Consider the following 19,152-nt stretch of genomic DNA (forward strand, 5'->3'; position numbering starts at 1 on the left):
CCCAATATTATAATTTCACCATTAATTATTCTGTGGTACCAGATCAATGGAATTGTATTTCAGGCTGTCATAGCAGTCTATCCAGGTATAGTTCACCGGCTGATGTGTGGTTTTATCATATACCAGAATATGTAAGCCACGCTGCTCATTGGTCATTTCCTGACCATCCATGACAATCTGTGCAAGAGAATCTTCCAGTCCATTTCCTTCACTGATCACATTAAAGGAATGTCCGTCATAGCTGAAGTCATTCAGTGAAATCTTCATATCGGAAAATTCATCATTGCTTCCGTTTGTGAAGCTTAATTCTCCCAGATCATTTGCAAACAGGCCAACATAACTCTTCTGGAAGGAATCGTCTCCGTCAAATGCAGCAGTTACGCCAATCTGGCTCATTGCGTTCTGAATATCTGTATCCATGTTGCTGGTTCCCTCATCACCTACAGCCATGATAACCATATAGTTATCTTTATTTACCGCAAGGTTGTTAAAATATTCGATAATGTGCTGTTTTCTTTCTTCCTTCTTGTCCGTATATTTAAGGGAAATCCATTCTTTTCCATGGTTCTTGGAAAGTGGCGGATTATCATTTCCCTGATTGTTCCATGCATCGTACCAGATACGGTCTACAATACAGTCGTTTTCCTCATCATAAACAACAATATTCAGGCCCGCTTCGTTTGATGCATAATTTACAGTTCCACTGGAAATTTCCGCTACCGGTGAAGCGTCATCTGCATCGTCTTTTCTTCCGTTGCTCTTCAGGTGGAAAGTTCTTCCATTTAATGCTGTATAATCAGCTTCCAGTGCCACACCGTCCTCAGAGGATTTGCTCTGCTCCAGGACCAATTCGGAAGTACCGTCTGTGTGCGTTTTTACCACTGCAATGTATCCGTTTCTAAATGCCTCCGGCGCACCGAGAATATCGCTGTGAATTCCCAGTTTGTTCAGCTCACCAGCGATATTATCAATCTCTTTGCCGTCATCTTTAACGGAAAACATTACTGTATAACCGGAATTTGACAGCACATTCAGATAATCACGGATAGAACTTCCATCCGCAGCATCACGGAAATATTTTGCAGTTTCCAGTGTGGCTTCTTTCTGTGCCAGCTCTTCTGGAGTTACAAAAGTAGTCATAAATCCTGTAATACCCTGCAGTTCTTCGGAATTATCCGTGTAGTCTGTCGGATTGAGCATAAAGTCTCTCTCCTCATCATTGGTCGGATTTTCACAGAAGAAGGCAATATTCTGTTCTTTTACTCTGTCTTCATTTCTAAGATATACATTACTCCAATAACTATTGGTGCCAAAGCATACCGCCTTGATATTATATTCTTTCCAGTAATCCAGAGACTGCTGCATGGTCATGCCATCATTATCTGCTCTGAACATGATTTTCAGATAATCCTCAGCCTTATTAATATTATTCCATTCTTCAAAAGCTGCCGGAGTGTCCACAACAGCGATCGTCTTCTGTATAAGGCCTGCCTCATTAAGCATATCGTATAACGTCTGTTTGTCCATATCTTCTGAAACTTCTACCAAAAGCTGTAAATCTTCTTTGCTTTTGATATATTCCGCAATATTCTGGAAATCTATGCCATAGCTCTCACTGTATTCCACAAAACGTACACCCTGATTATAAAGTTCATCCAGCCTGGAATTTACCGCATCTTTATTATTATCGATACCACCAATTTTCATAATCTGTCTGACATCTGTCTGAGCGTCATTTCTCCAACAATTATCAATCCAGGAATTATCAATTAATCTTCCATATACATTCTTTTCTATATCATTACTCTTAGCTGAAGTCTCATATCCTTCTTTTGTTTTCGGACAAATTTGTACTGTTATCTTTGTTTCTTTATTAATCTTTTCAATAAGATCTTCGTCAACCTGTACATTCAAAACACCGTCTTCAACTTTTCCATCTTTCAGAGCGGTTCCATTTACATAAACAATTACATTCTCTGGAAGATCCTCACCTTTGATTCCAAGTGTAAACGCTTCTTTCAGACGAATGGCGTCACTGGTAATGCTTCTGCCATTCTTCACAAGCTCTGTAACCTGCGGAACCTTGATTTCGGAATCATATACCTCTATATCCGCTTTTTCGGAAGAGGAAGAGAAAAGTCCCATGAAATGTGATTTTGCATAGAAGGAAAGATCTCCTGTTCCTTCAACGGAGAACGCAACTTTCAGCTCTTTATCCGATTTCTCAATGATTTTCAGGTCTTCGACTTTCTGATTATCCAAATACAGGCTGTCCACTGCGGAAAGATTACTTCCTTTGATTACCAGCGGGTCTTCTTCCGTAAATACGGTGTTTCCGTCCAGCTGTTCCGGGATGCTTCTTACATCCAGAGATGGCTGTTTGCTTTTTGCTCCGGCAAAACCGATTCCTGCAACTGCACCTACTACCACAACTGCTGCCGCCACACCAATGACTACTTTTTTATTTCCGGAACCGGTTTTCGGTCCTTTTTCTTTACCTCCACCGGTACTAAGAAGCTCTCTTCTGAACTCTTCCATGGAGCGGTATCTGTCCTGGCCTTTTACGGCAAGTCCTTTCAGAAGAACCGCTTCCTGTTTCTTTGGCATGGATACCCCAAGCTCTGAAGGTTTTTTGAGGGTATCTTTCTCCACACGCTGGATGGATTCTTCCGGAACCTGGCCTGTAATACAGAAATAGATGGTTGCCGCCATTGCATAGACATCGGTCCATACGCCCTGATTTCCGTCTGTATGATACTGCTCAATAGGTGTATATCCCTTCTTTGCAATAACCATGTTACTGAGGCCTGTGTTTGCCTGAATTTTTGCACCACCAAAATCCAGAAGCTTCAGGGAACCGTCTCCGAGAACCATGATGTTATCCGGACTGATATCTCTGTGGAGAATTCCATGCTCATGGAGATTCTGAAGAGATGACATAACCGAATTCAGTTTGGAAGTCACTTCATTGACGTTCAGTTTTCCGCCCTGTGCTTTTACATATTCCTTAAGGTTGATTCCATCCAGATATTCCAGTACCATGTAAACGGTATCATTCTCATAGAAGAAATCATACACTTTTACAATTCCGGTAAGATCATCCAGATGTGCGATAATCTTTGCTTCTCTTTCGAACTTTTCACGATTCAGACGGTAGTACTGCTCCTGAGAGTCTCCCGCACTGGTGCTGACAGAGATGGAAGTAGAGGTACTGTTATCTCTGTACATATATCCCTGTACAAAAAATTCCTTGATTGCCACAACACGTTCCAGCATCATATCCATCGCGATATATGTGATTCCAAAACCGCCTTTTCCCAGAACTTTTCCTACAAGATATCTTCCATTCAGCACTGTATACGGTGTCAGAACATATGGAGGCATCACATAGGTACTCTGATCAAAATGGCAGTGAGGGCATATATTCTGCTCCGGTTCTTTCTCTTTCATACAGTTAATACATAATCTTGAAAAATCCATGATATATTTCTCCTTCCCTTTCACCGGTATTATTCATCCTCTTTTTCCAGATCTTCCATAAACCGGGATTTTTTCCTCAGTTCTTCCCCGACTGTATCCAGGCCGAAACGTTCCACCAGAGTCTGCTCATAGGAAAACACATTGGTTCCCAGTCCCAGACGGTTTCCGTCAATCTCAGCTCCCAGTGCAGCCAGTGTTGTTGGAAAATAATCCAGTAATGTATATTCCCTTTTTTCTTTCTGCTGCGGTTCCACAGCAGAATTGATAAATGATGTATATACTCTCCGTTCATAATCATCGGAAACCGGGTCGCAGAAGTCCGAATCCATGGTTGTATGATCTCCGGTGAGAACGATGGTAGTATCTTTATAAAAATCCTGCTTTTTAATCCAGTCCACAAATTCACTGATCTGTCTGCTGGAACAGGAAATTACATTCGCATATTGGTTGTCTCCCCACTGGTCTTCACACTGTTCACAGACATAGCCGTCCTCAAAATGTGTGTCAACCGTAAGAATGGTTATATTAAACGGCTGGTCGCTTTTTGACAGCTCCAGCATTTTCTCTTTTGCAAAGGCAAAGGAACGTCTGTCCTCAAATCCCCACCAGACCTTATAGTCTTCCGGGATCAGTTTTCGTTCTTTTGCACTATTATAATCGATAATGTCAAAATTTCCATGCTGTTCAAAAAAATGGTCTTTTCCCGCAAAAGCAGCTTCTGATCCAAGGATAAATACCTGCTGGTATCCCTGCTCCTCCAGAATATCTCCCAGAGCTACCGTATTGGAAAAGAATCCTTCCCTTGTGTCCATTTCATTGGCATCAATACTTGTCTTTAACGGAATTCCGCAGCTCTGTCCAAAAATGGCACCCATGGTAAAACCGGTTCCCGGAACGACATAGCCGCCGTTGAGTTTTTTGTCAGTGCCTGAAAAATCTTCATTTTCCTGTGCAAGTGTAGTAAGTTCCGGAATATAATCATCCTCGAAACCACCGCCGTTCTTTTTGTCCGTATAAGTGGTTTCCATAGATTCCATGTAGATATATACGAGATTTCTTTTTTTCTCCGGAAATTTAATGTCTACCTTGGAAGGATCCACATAAAATCCATCGATCAGCTCGGAGTACTGCCCCTGTTCATCCAGGTAAGATCCAAAATCTATGCTGTTCCAGAAATTTACCGCAGAAAAAGCGGTCGTTCCTGTGGACGCAGCCAGGACAATTCCGCTGATACTCCAGAAGAGGCGTTTTTTCTTCAGAATACCGGTAATTACCAGTAACACTGCCGCTACAATCGCAATTACAACTGCCGGAACCGCACAGTTTTTTATGAATTCGTCAATCATTGCCTGATTTGTGCCCTCAAGAGGCGCCCGAAGGTGAAAAACCAGCTCATCGGCAGTAAGATGGTTCCATGTCTTCAGCGCCCACTTTGCGGAACAGGTGGCCAGCACTGCCACAAACGCCAGAACCGTAAGCAGTAAAACCACAAAACATTTCAAAATCTTCAAAAATACTCTGTTTTTTTTATCTTCTTTCATCTTTTTCCGTTTCTCTTTTCCAAAAATGTCCCTCTGATAAACGGTGCTGCCGCAAACAGAAACGGGTTTACATAAATATCTGTCAATCGTGGTTCTACAAAACAGTACATCAGTACGCAGAGAACCAGTATGATTCTTCCATCCTGATACTGAATTCTGACTGCCCTGCTCATAACAATCAGAATGACAAGTACCAGAATAAATATCAGAATGCCATAATTCATAAGAATTCTGGCGTAGGAATTGTCTACAAAATTATAGCTCTCCAGCAGGCTGTCCGTATTATCTGATCCACCAAATCCGACCCACTGGATATTTTTTCCAAATAAATGAACTCCGTAATTGCGGAAACCGGCTGTCATGTACTGAATCCTCTTGGTGAGAAGACGATCCAGCAGCTGTCCCAGACCGGTCCGGGATATGGCGCACATTCCCGCCATGATAAGCGTCATCAGAATGCCAAATCCATCCACAAGAAATCCCCAGACCCTGCCTGCAAAAATTTCTTTTTTTCGGACCAGACCGAAAATATAGACACCGGCTGTCATTACCGCAATCATCAGAAATCCAAATCTGGAATCTGTCAGCTTAAACAGAATCAGATTGAGGACTTCAATCAACAGCATATCCAGCAGCGAGAGTTCCATCTTCATAACCCAGCAGTAAAGTACCACAATAAAAAACAGATCGGACATCATGGTACTTGGATAGTTGAATCCAAGGGCATGGCGGATGGGAATATCCTGTCTCTTAAACATAAGATCTTCGATGACTCCATAAGCACACAGGCCTCCGGTCAGCATCACTGTCACGGAAAGCATGGTCAGAACTGCTTTTACGATATCATCCAGATCTATGCTTCCTGATGCCATTATAAATATGACACAAGCCAGAAACGACCGGTCTCCGCAAACAAGGGCACTGATGCCGGCCACTGCCAGTATCAGGAAACACCAGAGACTTCTTCTGATATCTGTAAGATACGGATGGAACCATTTTCCATCTTTAAACGCAATATGTTCATCTGCAATCAAAACAATTCCGAAATAAAAAGCGATATAACGCAGATAAACAAACAGCTCATTCCAGTATGAAGTTTCCACCAGCAGGGTTGTCTGCAGGATCGTCGGAACGCAGTACAGGAAAAGTCCTGTATAAAATAATTGGGATTTTAATTTCGTTCTGTTATTGTTCATTGCTTTCTATCTCATCTGTTATCTTTTTCAGGGAACTTCCTTCTCTTAGATGCTCTCCTGTTTTCTTTACATTCTGAAGCATCTCCTTGTATTCCTCTTCTGTCATCCGGTTTATCAGTTCCGGAATCTCTTCCAGGCTTTTTACTGTAAGGCCCAGTTTCTGTTCCCGTATCCATGGTGCGATGGCAGCCTGTTCCCATACGATTACAGGCATTCCGCTGGCCAGATACAGGGATGCTTTGTGGGGATTGTTGAATTTCAGGTATCCTCCAAATGCGCCCTGGCATTCGTGGACACTTCCTCCGTCCCAGACAAGTCCCCAGCCTTCCTTCATCACAGACGGAAGCTGCTCCGGTGTATACTGTCCTTCATAAATCACCTGAGGATTCTTTTCGGTTTCCTGATAGTTTGGACCATACAGATGATATTCCAGATTTCCCTGCACCTGTTTCAGGTCCTTCAGAAATCCACATTTTTCTGCTTTCAGGTTTCCGGCAATGGCGATTTCGTAACGGTTTCTTTCTGATGCAGGCTGAAATCCCGGAATCCGGTAATCAAACAGCCCCAGGATATGAATTCTCTGGAAGCTGTAACCTTTTTCCAGAAGATACTGCTTCATCTTCTCGTTATGGACAATCACTTCGTCGGCAAGCTCCAGGAACTCTTTTTCGGAAGCAAAAGTAAGACCTCTGAGACTTTCCAGATCGTGTATCAGAAGAATAATCCTGGTATTCTTCTTTTTCATTTTCCGTACAAAGGGTACTGCCAGCTGACTGACTTTCGGATACATGGCCAGGGGATACTGTATGATAATCCGGTTGTTGCTGTCGGCTACTTTGCTGACATGGTTCCAGTCAGACAAAGTCAGAACTGACATTTTTAACTTGTCCAGCGTTCCCTTTTCTTCACTGTGATGCACACAGACCGGCGTATAACCACAGTTTTCCAGAATCTCTGCCACATCGTTGCGGGCTTTGGAACCGGCATGGTTTTCACGGCTGTTTTTCTCAATTACACAGAAGTTTTTCAAGTTTTTTTACCTCCGTATGAATATCGTATCCACCCTTTATAAAATTCTGCCGGATCACCGTTTTTTCTTCTCTTTTTGATGTTTCTGCCATCTGAAACAGTGTATCCGTCCATTCTTCCACAGACGCATCCAGGGAAAGCCTTTTACAGTTTTCATTTAATATGCAGCTCTCCGGTACTGCCTGTTTGGAAGTTAGCATGGGCAAACCGTTGGCCTGTGCCTCCAGAGCCGCAATGGGTGCGCCTTCAAACCTGGATGGAAATACAAAAAGGTCAAAGGCACTGAGCCACTGACAGATATCCTGCTGCACGCCTGCCCAGTATATCTTTTTTTCGATTCCAAGTTCTGACGCAAGTTTTTTCAGTTTTTCCTCATCCTCTCCCTGTCCTACGAGAACAAGGCGGGCATCCGTTTTTTTCTTTCCCACACTGGCAAAAATCTTCAGAAGAAATTCCTGATTTTTCTGGAAATGGAGTCTTCCCACATTTCCCATGATATAGCTGTCCGCAAATCCCAGCTGCTCTCTTAACTGCTGCCGTTTTTTCGGATCAAACTGCATTCTTTCTGTAGAGATGGCATTGTGAATAATCTGCACCTGATCTTTCAGGGAATCCCTGTAAAACCAGCGGGACGCAGCTTCTGAGCATGCCCAGTAATCGGTCGCATATTTCTGGATTACCAGGCGGTTCAGATGGTGAAGAACTCCACGAAGCCGGGAATCCATGTTTTTTGAATTGTGGCTGTGGATAATTCTCTTCGGGATTCCGTATTTTCTGGCATATTTCAGATAGTCAATATTCGCAAGGCTACTTACATTGACCCATATGCATTCATATTCTTTTCCATGATTGCCGAAAAACGTCTGAATTTCCTGTCTGTATTTCCCGTAATTTTTGCTTCTGGCAGTAAAGTGGATCATCTTGCAGCCTCGCTGGATCAGTTTGTCTTCATAGGCCACTTTTTCGTAGGAATTACATAAAAAATCAAATTGAAATTCCGCCAGATTCATTTCCGATATGTAGTTATACAGAAAACTTTCCACCCCTCCGGGGTTTTCTGTCATTCCAAATACCAGTATTTTATGCATAATTTCTGTCCCCTTATTTCCTGCGCTGTCTGTGTCTTACCCCGGCGATCAGCTGCACCATCCTGTATAAATGAAGCTGAATACAGATCAGGGTTACTTTTCTTGTCATTGAAAAATTCTCAGGATGTACATTTTTCAGCGAATTTCGAAACATTTCTTTTTTCAGCAGTATGCGGAAATTCTCTATCCGCTTCTTTCCGGTTACCGGATTCTCCGGATGAAAAGAATAATTTACGGCAATCAGAAGAAGATGATACAGAACACAGCTGTCATATTCATCCTGAAGTCTTGCCATAACTTTTTCTTTTTCCAGGTCCATGCGGATTTTTTTCATTCCGTCTATGTAGCGTCCGGCATAATCCTCACGGAAACTGTGCACTGCAGAGTCGGAATTATAGCAGTAATAATAGCTGTTATATGGCACATTCCAGATTCTCGGATTCTTCAGTGCCACTCTTAACATAAATTCCGCATCTTCCGCTGCTGACAGTTCTGTGTCAAAACGGACTCCTGTTTCCTGAAGCCATTCTCTCCGGTACAGCTTGGCCCATACAAAGCCTGCTCCTGACTGAGGTTTCAGAATATCCTTCTGGAAACAGACCGGATTCATGGCTTCCATTTCTTTTTTGTAATAATGGCGGCTGCATTCCTCTCCCTGTATCATGGAGTAATCCATAACTGCCAGATCTATTTCTTCTTTTTTCAGCAGGGGACAGACTTTCCTAAAAGCATCTGCACAGATGTAATCATCTGCATCCATGAAAAAAATCCACGTTCCGCCGGCATGGTCAATTCCGTAATTTCTTGCGGCGGAAACTCCCTCGTGCTGTTTTTCATAAAAAGAGATTTTAAATTCCGCTTCCCCGGCAAACGCCTGGATTGCCGGGTTTGAACAGACTTCCTGATCTGGTCCGTCTGCTACCAGAATTACTTCTTTCCGAAGATCCTGAATCTCCTGCACGCTTTTCAGGCAGCGAAGCAGAAGTTCTTCCGAAACCTGATATACCGGAATGATAATACTGAGATCTGTGTCAGAAACTTGAGTCATACTTTTCTCCCAAAAACTTAGCCTTCAGAAATGCTTTTCCCTTGTGGAACCAGTTTACTTTTTCCATGTACAGAACCGGTACTTCACAGTAATGAATGTGATTTTTTTCGATCCATACATCCAGAAGAAGTTCGCCCACACGGCCGATCAGTCTTGCCTGATATGGATTATAGGTGGCAGGATCAATCTGTTCCTCTAGTTCCAGAAGCAGTGGAAACAGCCACTGACAGTATTCATCACAGATTTCTCTTTTTGCGATGAACATGTTATACATGTGCGCGCTTCTTCTTTTCATTACTTTATCAAAGACTGGCACATAGGATTTTTCTTTTTCCAGTAAAATATTTCTCATACACTCCAGATGCTCCGCATAATGGGTATGAGAATAATGGGTATATAACGTTTCAATTACATAATATCTTTTACGTGGAAGTATAATATCATGCTTTTGCAGGAGCCGAATCACTTCCGGCTCCTGCAAAATATAATTCATACGGTTTCTGCCATGGCACTTCTTAAGTGACCGAAAGTACCTGCGGTAGTGTACCATTCCTACGTATTCTGAATCCGTATTTTTCCAGAGCCAGTACAATCCTGTCAGTTCACAGAAAAACGGATTTTTGTCTGAAATATTATCTCCTGTATCATCGCCCACATACTCCGAGAGCTTCTGCGTGTGTCGGCTTTTTCCTACATGTAAAGGAAAATATCCTGCCTGTGTCGGCATCTGGAATTTTTTGTGAGTTGCCACAGCAATTTTCAGTTTATTCTTTTCTTTCATTTCTCCCATCCATATTTAGAGTCACAGAATGGCACAAATACTAATTTTGTTTTTCCAACGGATATCTCATCCCTGTCTTTTAATTCTGCACTCGTTAAAACTACGTTGTCGTTTACATAAAACAGTTCATGTGATTCACCTGGCTGAGCAAAGAACTTTCTTTCTTTTGGTTCATATGTAATGATAGCATGTTTGGTACGGGACACACTGTCATCTCCCTTAAGGCAGATATCCATATCGGAAGCACGGCCCACAAAGTTCTTACCTGCATACAGGCAGAAACTGTGTCCGTAGTTGGTTCCCTCCACACATACAAGCCAGCCTACTACCGGTTTCGGATTTCTTACGTTTCCTGAGAATGACGGATTGGTTGTAACGTTGTCTCCTGCCGGAATATCTGTCTCCGGAAATCCTCCGAAATACGGCACTGTCTTGCCTTCATCGTAGGCTTCCTGAGCAGCGGTACGCTGATTCAGCGGTGCGGTTGGTGTCGCTGTAGGTGATGTGTATCTCATTGGCTGACGCTCGGAAATATGATCAATGGGCATTGTCCTGTCATCATTTCCATTTCCGCCGTAGCCATATCCTGATCCCTGTGCAGGAATAAAGGAATCGGTCACTCTGTCTGTATCATTGAAAGAATTGCTGGTTACACTCTGGCAGTACGGACAGCTTGTGTACTGTTCTGCATCATAATAATGTCCATTCGGGCACTGTGTTAATTTTGCTCCCATTTTTTAGTCCCTCCTTTTTCAGCCTAAAATCATTTCGTTGCTTCCCTGACCAAGAGTAAGTTTTGTTCCTTTCGGAAGTCTCTGGGTCACGCCTTTTTCCAGTTTCTGTGAATCGTTTACGATTACTCCGAATGTTGAATAATCGGTTACATAATAAGCACTTGTACTTCCTTGATACTCATATTTAATGGAGCAGTGTTTCCGGCTGATATCCTGTTCTGTGAGAATGATCTGGCAGTACTGGCTGCTTCTTCCGATCATGATCTCCTGCTGTGAACGGATATCCACTTCATTGCCGCTGAAATTTCCTTTTGTGAAACGAAGCGTTCCCACCGGGCTGAGGCCGGTTGTCGGGATCTCGTCATTTACTTTTACTCCGATTTTTACTGTATCTTTATTTTTATCATCAAGTTCTTTTTTCCAGGAATCATCTTTCATATAACCAGGAGCAATGGAGTCAATATTAATATTTACATTTACATTCACTCCGCCTGCACTGTTGTTATATGCCTTACAGATTCTGTTTGTATTGCTGATCAGCAGATAAAGTGCAACGTAAGGTCCGATACCGAACAGAAGGACACCAACCAGTATCCATAAAAGATAAGTACTTCCCTTTTCATCAATCTGCAGACCATATTTCTCACCGACATGTTTAATGCGGTTACCCTGCTTATAATACCAGAAAAATGTATAAATACCAAGTGTAATAATGCTCAACAAAATAACAATAATATAATTTGGAGATGTAAATTCGTCCTCATCCTGCACCGGATTGCAGGCTGTATTGATATCATTGTTCATTTTATACAAAAATACAAGCTGATAAATTCCAAGTGTCAGTATACCGAACAGCAGAAATTTCCACATCCGGCGCTGATCATTTAATCTGTTTTCGTAGTTCATACTCTTTTCCTCCTCAGTCCCACTCAATCCTGAATTTCAGGTTTCCTGCTTTTATCTCATCACCGGAATGCAGCGGATACTTCTTCTCCACCGGCATTCCGTTAACTTTTGTTCCGTTTCTGCTCTGCAGATCGTGGATAAAAATTTTTCCGTTGTCGTATTCCAGTACAAAGTGCTGTTTCGACATCATGGGGTCGTCACAGTAAATATCACATCCGGATGCCCTGCCGATAATGGCGCTTCCACGGAGCTGGTATTCCATTCTCTTCGGTGTATCTTTTCCGTTGCTGATCCAGATGATTATATTTTTTCCTGGTATCTGATCCATGTGAATGTGTTTTCGTTCTTCTACCTCATCTGCCTGCACTACCTGATCCTCAATGATCAGTACATTTTTCTTCTTTTTGATATTTTTCAGAACAACCAGTACTACCACAATAAGTATCACAAAGATTAGTGTCAGCACCAGCGGCCACCATTTCAGGATCAGATCCATAACGGATGTTTTTGGCTTTGGCCAGTCTGTTGACAGTGTTACTTTTGTCTGTGCAAGAGGATTTTTTTCATTGGACTGGTCTGTGATATTTTTAAGCTGGATTTCGTAATCCGCTTCATAAAGATCCTCATCAAACAGAAGGGTCACTTCTGTTTTGGCGTTTTCTCCGGCTACTACCTGTTTTACAGGAACGGCTTCCCCGTCTCTTGTCACCGTGTAGTTACCTGCATCTTTTGCATTTTCCACCGGTTTGGTAAAGGTGATGGAAATGCTGTCCGCCTTTTCGCTTGTTACGGATTTGATTTCCGGTGCGGTTTCATCTTTCTGGCCTCTGCTTACCAGAACAGAACAGGTATCTGACATATTCCCTGCACTTAAAAACTTAAGCACAAAATCTTCTTTTTTGTTGCTTACCCGGTTGCTGGAAGCCTGGAATCTGGCACGGTAACTGTTCATTACCGCATCCCGTACTGTATGGAGGCCATCCAGAGCTGTTCCGCCATCTGCGACGGTCCATGGCACACCTCCGGTATTTCTGGCCATAGCTGCAAATTTGCTTCTGTAATTCTGGGTCTCTGCTTCTGTATCCCCTTCGTTATTTTCCACTGCCATGGTATAAACAGGAATTCCCCGGGATTTCAGCGTGTTTTCTGTGCTTTCTGCATTTCTTGTATCATCGGCACAGTCTTTTCCATCGGAAATCACGGTGATGATTCTTCTCTTTTCGGAACTGTCTCCCACTTTCCAGATCATATCTGCCGCAGTGTTAATCGCATCAAATAATACCGTATTGGCATTGTCATTCTGTAATCCGTTAATAACTGCCGCAGCACTCTGCTGGTCCTCGGTTCCGCCCAGAACCTGTGTAACCTCATTTCCGAAGGTAAGAAGAATCAGGCTGTCATTTTCCCTTAACTCTGAACGGAACTGTGTAAGGGCTGTTTTGATGTCTGTAAAACGTTCTCCTGTTATGGAACCGGAAATATCCAGCAGAACATAATATTCAACCGCTTCTCCTGTTTTCGAAAAATTTTCCACATCTTTCAGCGTCAGCTTTTCGCCGCCAAGATATGCCTCCAGTTTGTTGTCTCCCTGGGAACTTCTGTAGTATGCCGTCACATCCGGCATGTTGATGTAGAGCTGCTCGATTCTGTAATCGTCTCCTGCACCAAACACAGGAATTACACTCAGCAAAATACACCAGATCACTGCCAGAACGGCTGTCATTCTTCTTTTCTTTTTCACTCCCACTGATGCCCCTCTCTGCAAAATGGTATAAACTCAAATTTGCTTTTTCCTATTGTAATCACATCTCCCAGTTTCAGAACTTCGTTCTGTTTTACGAGATGATCATTCAGATATGTAAGACCGACGCCTCCGTCCACAAGAAAGAATTTGTTGGACTTGTTATCGTATACAACAGCGCAGTGCTTTTTCCGCGAGATCATCATATCCTGCGGCAGATAAATATCCATATCCACATCTCTGCCTGCCCAGTTCATTCCATGGGTGATCCGGTAATCTCTGCCCCTCTCCGGGCCTTCCACACATACCAGCCAGCCGGTAACACAGGATACCCCTTTTGGTCCGGTATAAAACGCCATGGTCACCTGATCATCGGTTGCAGAAACTCCTGCGGAGATTCCACTTCCTGCGTGCCCCAGAAAAACATCCTGGTCGCCTCCCACAGGCATTGCCATAGTTACCGCTTCATTGATATTGTCATTCTGAACCCGGAATACAGGAGTTGCCTGGATTTTCTGCTGCAGCTGGGAAGTTTCCTGGCTCTTTTTTTTGCAGTATGGACAGCTGTCGTATTTTGACAGATCATAAAAATGTCCATTCTCACATTTTATCAGTTCCATATTTTCCCTTCCTCTGCTCTTTTACTCAATATATACACAGATTGCGGAACAGTTGTCCATGTCCGCATCTCCTGCATGGGTCTTTACTGCTTCTGTCATATTTTCCAGCCATGTTTCCACATCCGGGCTCTGTGCAAGAATCTCTTCCATCTCCGCATCTTCTATGTTTTCCCAGAATCCGTCGCTACAGAGAAGAAATGCGTCTCCGCTTCGGATACGGATCTGCTCCGATGCCTCGCAGGGATTTCCGTCCCATGGATAACCAATGGTATGAAGCAGGCTGCTCCGGTCCGGGTGATGACGGATTTCTGATTCTTTAATCTGTCCGATATTTACCAGCATCTGTGGTACACTGTGGTCTTTTGTATGTGCCTCAAAACGGTTTTTCCGGAAAAAATACAGCCTGGAATCCCCTACATGGGCCCACTGTGCGGTTTTTCCTTCAATGTCCAGCACAACCATGGTGGTGGCCATTCCTTTTTCCGGGTTCTCTTTTTTTTCTGTGACAGATTCCTGGGCTGTTTCAAAAAGTTCTTTCAGAAATGTTTCTCCGGAACCTGTACTTTCCCGCCCTGTATCTTCTGCACTGTCCACAGCTGTCTGGGATGCAAGTTTCCCGTCTCCGCAGCCGCCCAGACCATCTGCCAGTATAAAAAGTTTTCTTCGGTCTGTATCCAGTATTTTCAGGCTGTCCTCATTATAAGGCCTTGTACCGTCAAAACTGACGCTGGCATATGTTATTTTGTGAGTTTTTTTTAAGAAATCAAACATTTATGCCTCTTTTCCACTGTCCTCCATCAGTGTTTCATATGTGATGGAAGAAATTTCTGATTCATCTGCATCTTTTTTATTGTAAAGAACGCTTAAAAGGTAGCCTTTTTCTGTTTTTGCGTTGTATATACCAACTGTGGTGATTTCCTGATCTTCTCCCACTGATCCGGATAGCCAGATCCGGGTTATGTTATCGTTTTTCTCTGTTTTTTCCTGAATGGCGGAAAGGATATTCGCATCGTCCTGCTTTACGTCAAGCCGCTCAAATAACTTTTCATTTCCTTCTGTCAGCTGTTTTTTAAGATATGCCTCACAGTCCGCAAGAGTGAGGGTATTGGCAAGAGTCAGGGTATCAGCAGGCTCTTCTTTTATTATTTTTTCCTCCGCCTGCAGCTGCTCTGCTATGTACTTGCTAACCTCGTCCACACCATTTTTTATATCTGTGTCATAGTCATCTTTATTGTCTTTATCACGGATGACATATCCATAGTCGTCCTCTGCTTCTTCTCTCTGATCTTTTTTGTCTTCGCTCTCTCCGATACGAAGAAGCAGTTCCCTGCTGGATTTGTTGTCATTGTCATTATAGTTATCCGATTCACTATTTCTGTCAAGGGCTCCCTGAACGATCTTTGCAAGATCCGTTTCTTTCTCGTCGTTTTCCCGGATATATACTTTATCGGATATCCGTTTATATACGTCTCCTACAATAAAGAGTTTTGCATATTCCGGAAGATTGTCCACACCTTCTATTTTACCGGATTCACTGGAGCTGTAACTGCTGCCGTCATAGCCACCAATACCTGTGATCTGCACAACGGTATTTTCCGGAATTTTATTTTTCAGATTGTTTTCAAGTTTCTGAAATTCCTCTGCCTGATCCGAAGTATCTGTCACTTTCGGTGTCGGAGTCGCAATTGCTTCCGTTACTGTTGGTGTCACGGTTTTCGGTGCCGGTGTTTCTTCTGATTTCTGTTCATTTTTCTCTTTCTTATCTGCTGATGCAGTTTGGTTTTCTTCTTTTTCATTATCTGCATCTGCAGTTACTGCATTTTCTTCCGTTTTTGTATCCTGGTTTCTCAGATTCAGATACTGAAATCCCAGCACACCTGTAGATCCGGCAAAAATAACGGCTGCCGCAAGACTGATATGAAAAGCTGTCTGGTATTTTTTCAGCTTTCGGTCTCTCCCTCTGGAGTTCTGGATATTTCGAAAAGAGTTCTGTTTCTCATTTCTGTCCACGTTTAATCCCTCCCCTGTTTCCTGCCGCCGGCTGTTTTCAGATATTCCGCAAGGCTGACTGGCCGGCTTTTTGAATCTGTATCGGCAAGAATATTAATTTCTCTTTCCATCTCCGCATTTCCGGTTTTCAGAGGTTTTTTTCTCCGCTGTGGCCGGTTGCTGTATGGAATTGCTTTTCCTGTATACAATTCATATTCCAGGATTCCCAGTGAATACAGATCTGCATTCATCCGGACTTCCTTTCCTGAAAGCACCTCCGGTGCTATATAATCTTCTTCATAACGGATCACTCTCCCACCGGTTGCCTGATACATTTTGTATTTGGCTTCTCCAAAATCCAGAAGACGAATTCCTGTCTCATCAATATAAATATTATCCGGCGAAAGATTATAATGCCCGATTCCTCTTGCATGTATTGCTGTTATTGTATTGAAAATTTCATTCAGTACATTTTTTTCGGAAATTCCCATCTGTTCAAAACCCATATCCATCAGGTCACGAAGAGAAATTCCTGTAAGATATTCCATCACTGTATAAATGGTATTGTTTTCTTTTATTACTCTGTAGACATTTACAATCTGTTTAATGTCCTGATTATAATGAAGCTTCATTGCTTCACTTTCAAAATCCAGTTTTCCTGCTTCAAAAAGATTTTTTTCCCTGCCGGACCGGCAGACTACTTCATTTCCTGCTCTTCTGGCAAGCCGTCCAGGGAAATATTCCCGGATGGCCACGCATCTGCGAAGCACTCCATCCCATGCCAGATATACAAAAGAATAGTCGGAACAGCTTAATGGACGGCCAATCACAAATCTTCCCTGCAAAACAGTTTCCGGTTTCAGGATATCTTCCGGCAGCTTCTGTGCTCCGTTCATTTCTTCTTCTGAAAATCCGCACCTGGGACATCTGCTGTTCTGTTCATTGTATTCACTCATACAATTCATGCATCTTTTCACTCTGTTTCCTCCAATCAGCTGTTCAGTTATTTCCAGATCCCAGGCTGTATCTGACTGCAATTACTGTTGTGTTGTCCTGTTTACACTCTCCAAGACGCTGTGCCTCTTTGCACAGACGTTCGGCAGCAATCGACATGTTTCCACCGCTTTCCTCAACAATCGCCTGGATCTGAACTGCTGTGAGGCTTTTGTAGAGACCGTCGCTGGCAAGAATTACGATGTCTCCCTGATTCATAAGTATTGTCTGGCTTCCGGAATCCACAAGGGGAAGTCCTCCAATGCCAAGAAAACTGATCAGCGCTTCTCCACGTCCGTTCATGCTTTCTTTTTTTGCTTCCTCCACCGTGATTTTCCCGGAATTCAGAAGCTGTTCCAGCCTGAGATTGTAGTTGTGCATCCTGGTTACCGTGTGGATTCCCTGTGTATCCAGATAATAGATTACGCTGTCCCCTGCACTTGCCCAGTACATGCGGTTATTTTTTATAAGAACGCCTACAACTGTGGAACCACTGTGAAGAATGTTTCCCGCCTCATCGGTAAGGCCTGCCACCGCTTCATCCGCTTCCACAAAAGAACGCTTCAACCATTCCGAATACTGTGTTTCATCTGTCACAAAACTGTCCGCAAAATTTTTGAAAATTACATCTACCGCTTTCCGGCTAGCCCGTTCTCCACCGGACATGCCACCCATACCGTCACATACTACAGCCAGAACTGTATCATCCCCTTTCCATGCATACTGCATGGTATCCTGCTGGGATTTTCTGTCTCCTATGATTGTATAACACCCTACCTGAATCTGCTCTTTTTTCATATTGTCTACCTGCTTTATCCATAACTTTCTGAAGCATTCAGAGGAAGAATCCTATCAGCATCAGTATTACAAATATTATCGTACAAACCATTGCAATCTTCTGCACGGTCTTATTTTTCTGCCGGATTTTATTCTCCTCAGATTCTTCTTCCTGATCTCTGGGAATCAGATGTTTGGAAGATTCCACAGTTGTCTTGTCTATAGTATCCGGATTTGCCGCTTTTATCGCCTCATAAAAAGATCTCATATCCATATACCGATCTTCTGTCCGCAGTGCCAGTCCTTTCAGAATGACTTTTTCTGTGGCACTGTTCAGATCCGGGCAAAAATGTCCTGGTTTTTCCAGATGATCCTCCTCCAGTCTGGACAGAGATTCCTGTGGAACTTTTCCGGTAACACATCTGTAAAATGTGGCTGCCATCGCATAGACATCCATCCAGGGGCCTATCTTATAGCTCTGCTGGTACTGTTCCGGCGGAGCATATCCTTTTTTTACGGCAATCATCCTGCTGGGTCCGTTTACCTGCTCCTGGAAGGAATATTTGGCTCCTCCCAGATCCATGATCTTCATCCAGCCGCTTTTCAGATAGCGAATATTGTCAGGGGCAATATCTCTATGATATACCCCTGACTCATTCATATCAATCAGTGATTTCATCACCGGCCGCAGAAACTGAAAGGTCTCATGAAAAGAAATCCTGTTGTTATGTTCTTTTAAATACTGGGAAAGATCCTGTCCCTCCAGATATTCCATCACAATGTAGGCGGTATTGTTTTCTTCAAAATAGTTCAGAAAGTTTACAACGCCTCTTTTCTCCTTAAGATTATGAAGCAGCTGCGCTTCATGAAGAAATTTATCCTTACAGATATGGTAATATCTCATGGATTCCTGGCTGCTTTCGATCAGAACGGTTTTTCCCTTCTGTCTGTTCAGCAGTCCCTGTACAAAAAGTTCTTTGATTGCAACACGCTGGCCGGAGATAAGATCCAGGGCAAGATATGTAATACCAAAACCACCTTCTCCAAGGCATTTTCCAATCAGATATCTTCCCTGCAGGATCGTAAAAGCCGGAAGCTGATGGGGATTATTTACATATGTGCCTCTTTCATATCCGCAGGAAGGGCAATACCTTGTTGTCTCATCCATTGTATGCATGCAGTTTACACAGATGTTGTTCACATCTATAACGTTGCCCATCGTTTCTCCC

General features: G+C 43.0%; 16 protein-coding genes. All 16 read right to left on the reverse strand.

Annotated elements, in window-relative coordinates; translation table 11 throughout:
* Nucleotides 1-21 precede the first annotated feature (21 nt).
* Genes GPK88_RS01810 through GPK88_RS01885 form a run of 16 tightly spaced genes read right to left on the reverse strand, consistent with a single transcriptional unit; the run spans nt 22 to nt 19,142 of the window.
* Nucleotides 22-3,480 carry a protein kinase domain-containing protein gene (locus tag GPK88_RS01810; protein WP_148445348.1) on the reverse strand — a complete coding sequence of 1,153 codons (3,459 nt, stop codon included), beginning with the start codon at nt 3,478-3,480 and terminating at the stop codon, nt 22-24.
* 29 nt (nt 3,481-3,509) lie between these two features.
* On the reverse strand, nt 3,510-4,991 hold the full coding sequence (locus GPK88_RS01815) for a sulfatase-like hydrolase/transferase (protein ID WP_215707491.1): 1,482 nt from the start codon (nt 4,989-4,991) through the stop codon (nt 3,510-3,512).
* A 26-nt stretch (nt 4,992-5,017) separates the two neighbouring features.
* Nucleotides 5,018-6,217: a hypothetical protein gene (locus GPK88_RS01820; protein ID WP_215707492.1), complete on the reverse strand. Its 1,200-nt coding sequence runs from the start codon at nt 6,215-6,217 to the stop codon at nt 5,018-5,020.
* Entirely contained in the window at nt 6,207-7,247 is a 1,041-nt protein-coding gene (locus GPK88_RS01825; protein ID WP_148445356.1) for a glycosyltransferase, read from the reverse strand. The genes GPK88_RS01820 and GPK88_RS01825 overlap by 11 nt, the downstream gene beginning before the upstream one ends.
* Nucleotides 7,225-8,334 carry a glycosyltransferase family 1 protein gene (locus GPK88_RS01830; RefSeq protein ID WP_148445358.1) on the reverse strand — a complete coding sequence of 370 codons (1,110 nt, stop codon included), beginning with the start codon at nt 8,332-8,334 and terminating at the stop codon, nt 7,225-7,227. Before GPK88_RS01830 ends, GPK88_RS01825 begins: the two co-directional genes overlap by 23 nt.
* A 13-nt stretch (nt 8,335-8,347) precedes the next feature.
* Nucleotides 8,348-9,382, reverse strand: a complete 1,035-nt coding sequence (locus tag GPK88_RS01835) for a glycosyltransferase family 2 protein (RefSeq protein ID WP_148445361.1) — start codon at nt 9,380-9,382, stop codon at nt 8,348-8,350.
* Entirely contained in the window at nt 9,366-10,163 is a 798-nt protein-coding gene (locus GPK88_RS01840) for a DUF4422 domain-containing protein (protein ID WP_148445363.1), read from the reverse strand. The genes GPK88_RS01835 and GPK88_RS01840 overlap by 17 nt, the downstream gene beginning before the upstream one ends.
* Complete coding sequence (locus GPK88_RS01845; protein WP_148445366.1) at nt 10,160-10,897, reverse strand: FHA domain-containing protein; 738 nt, start codon at nt 10,895-10,897, stop codon at nt 10,160-10,162. The genes GPK88_RS01840 and GPK88_RS01845 overlap by 4 nt, the downstream gene beginning before the upstream one ends.
* An 18-nt stretch (nt 10,898-10,915) precedes the next feature.
* Complete coding sequence (locus GPK88_RS01850; protein ID WP_215707493.1) at nt 10,916-11,803, reverse strand: DUF4234 domain-containing protein; 888 nt, start codon at nt 11,801-11,803, stop codon at nt 10,916-10,918.
* A 13-nt stretch (nt 11,804-11,816) separates the two neighbouring features.
* On the reverse strand, nt 11,817-13,550 hold the full coding sequence (locus GPK88_RS01855; RefSeq protein WP_148445373.1) for an FHA domain-containing protein: 1,734 nt from the start codon (nt 13,548-13,550) through the stop codon (nt 11,817-11,819).
* Nucleotides 13,541-14,164, reverse strand: a complete 624-nt coding sequence (locus GPK88_RS01860) for an FHA domain-containing protein (protein WP_148445376.1) — start codon at nt 14,162-14,164, stop codon at nt 13,541-13,543. Before GPK88_RS01860 ends, GPK88_RS01855 begins: the two co-directional genes overlap by 10 nt.
* Before the next feature lie 21 nt (nt 14,165-14,185).
* Entirely contained in the window at nt 14,186-14,935 is a 750-nt protein-coding gene (locus tag GPK88_RS01865; RefSeq protein ID WP_215707494.1) for a PP2C family protein-serine/threonine phosphatase, read from the reverse strand.
* A complete protein-coding gene (locus tag GPK88_RS01870) occupies nt 14,936-16,174 on the reverse strand; it encodes a hypothetical protein (protein ID WP_215707495.1) in 1,239 nt (412 codons plus the stop codon).
* Nucleotides 16,175-16,176: 2 nt separating this feature from the next.
* Nucleotides 16,177-17,109 (reverse strand): serine/threonine protein kinase, encoded by a 933-nt coding sequence (locus GPK88_RS01875; protein WP_215707496.1) that lies wholly within the window; start codon nt 17,107-17,109, stop codon nt 16,177-16,179.
* A gap of 43 nt (nt 17,110-17,152) precedes the next feature.
* Nucleotides 17,153-17,944, reverse strand: a complete 792-nt coding sequence (locus tag GPK88_RS01880; protein WP_148445388.1) for a PP2C family protein-serine/threonine phosphatase — start codon at nt 17,942-17,944, stop codon at nt 17,153-17,155.
* A gap of 37 nt (nt 17,945-17,981) precedes the next feature.
* Entirely contained in the window at nt 17,982-19,142 is a 1,161-nt protein-coding gene (locus tag GPK88_RS01885) for a serine/threonine protein kinase (RefSeq protein WP_215707497.1), read from the reverse strand.
* Nucleotides 19,143-19,152: the final 10 nt, after the last annotated feature.

It is taken from the genome of Blautia sp. MCC269 (genome assembly GCF_018785655.1).
GTDB lineage: Bacteria > Bacillota > Clostridia > Lachnospirales > Lachnospiraceae > Blautia_A.

What these genes read in the sequence shown, in the direction of transcription:
- GPK88_RS01845 (WP_148445366.1), bottom strand. Translation starts at nt 10,897, where the DNA reads ATGGGAGCAAAATTAACACAGTGCCCGAATGGACATTATTATGATGCA.
- GPK88_RS01820 (WP_215707492.1), bottom strand. Translation starts at nt 6,217, where the DNA reads ATGAACAATAACAGAACGAAATTAAAATCCCAATTATTTTATACAGGA.
- GPK88_RS01835 (WP_148445361.1), bottom strand. Translation starts at nt 9,382, where the DNA reads ATGACTCAAGTTTCTGACACAGATCTCAGTATTATCATTCCGGTATAT.
- GPK88_RS01830 (WP_148445358.1), bottom strand. Translation starts at nt 8,334, where the DNA reads ATGCATAAAATACTGGTATTTGGAATGACAGAAAACCCCGGAGGGGTG.
- GPK88_RS01875 (WP_215707496.1), bottom strand. Translation starts at nt 17,109, where the DNA reads ATGAGTGAATACAATGAACAGAACAGCAGATGTCCCAGGTGCGGATTT.
- GPK88_RS01850 (WP_215707493.1), bottom strand. Translation starts at nt 11,803, where the DNA reads ATGAACTACGAAAACAGATTAAATGATCAGCGCCGGATGTGGAAATTT.
- GPK88_RS01860 (WP_148445376.1), bottom strand. Translation starts at nt 14,164, where the DNA reads ATGGAACTGATAAAATGTGAGAATGGACATTTTTATGATCTGTCAAAA.
- GPK88_RS01885 (WP_215707497.1), bottom strand. Translation starts at nt 19,142, where the DNA reads ATGGGCAACGTTATAGATGTGAACAACATCTGTGTAAACTGCATGCAT.
- GPK88_RS01880 (WP_148445388.1), bottom strand. Translation starts at nt 17,944, where the DNA reads ATGAAAAAAGAGCAGATTCAGGTAGGGTGTTATACAATCATAGGAGAC.
- GPK88_RS01865 (WP_215707494.1), bottom strand. Translation starts at nt 14,935, where the DNA reads ATGTTTGATTTCTTAAAAAAAACTCACAAAATAACATATGCCAGCGTC.
- GPK88_RS01810 (WP_148445348.1), bottom strand. Translation starts at nt 3,480, where the DNA reads ATGGATTTTTCAAGATTATGTATTAACTGTATGAAAGAGAAAGAACCG.
- GPK88_RS01840 (WP_148445363.1), bottom strand. Translation starts at nt 10,163, where the DNA reads ATGAAAGAAAAGAATAAACTGAAAATTGCTGTGGCAACTCACAAAAAA.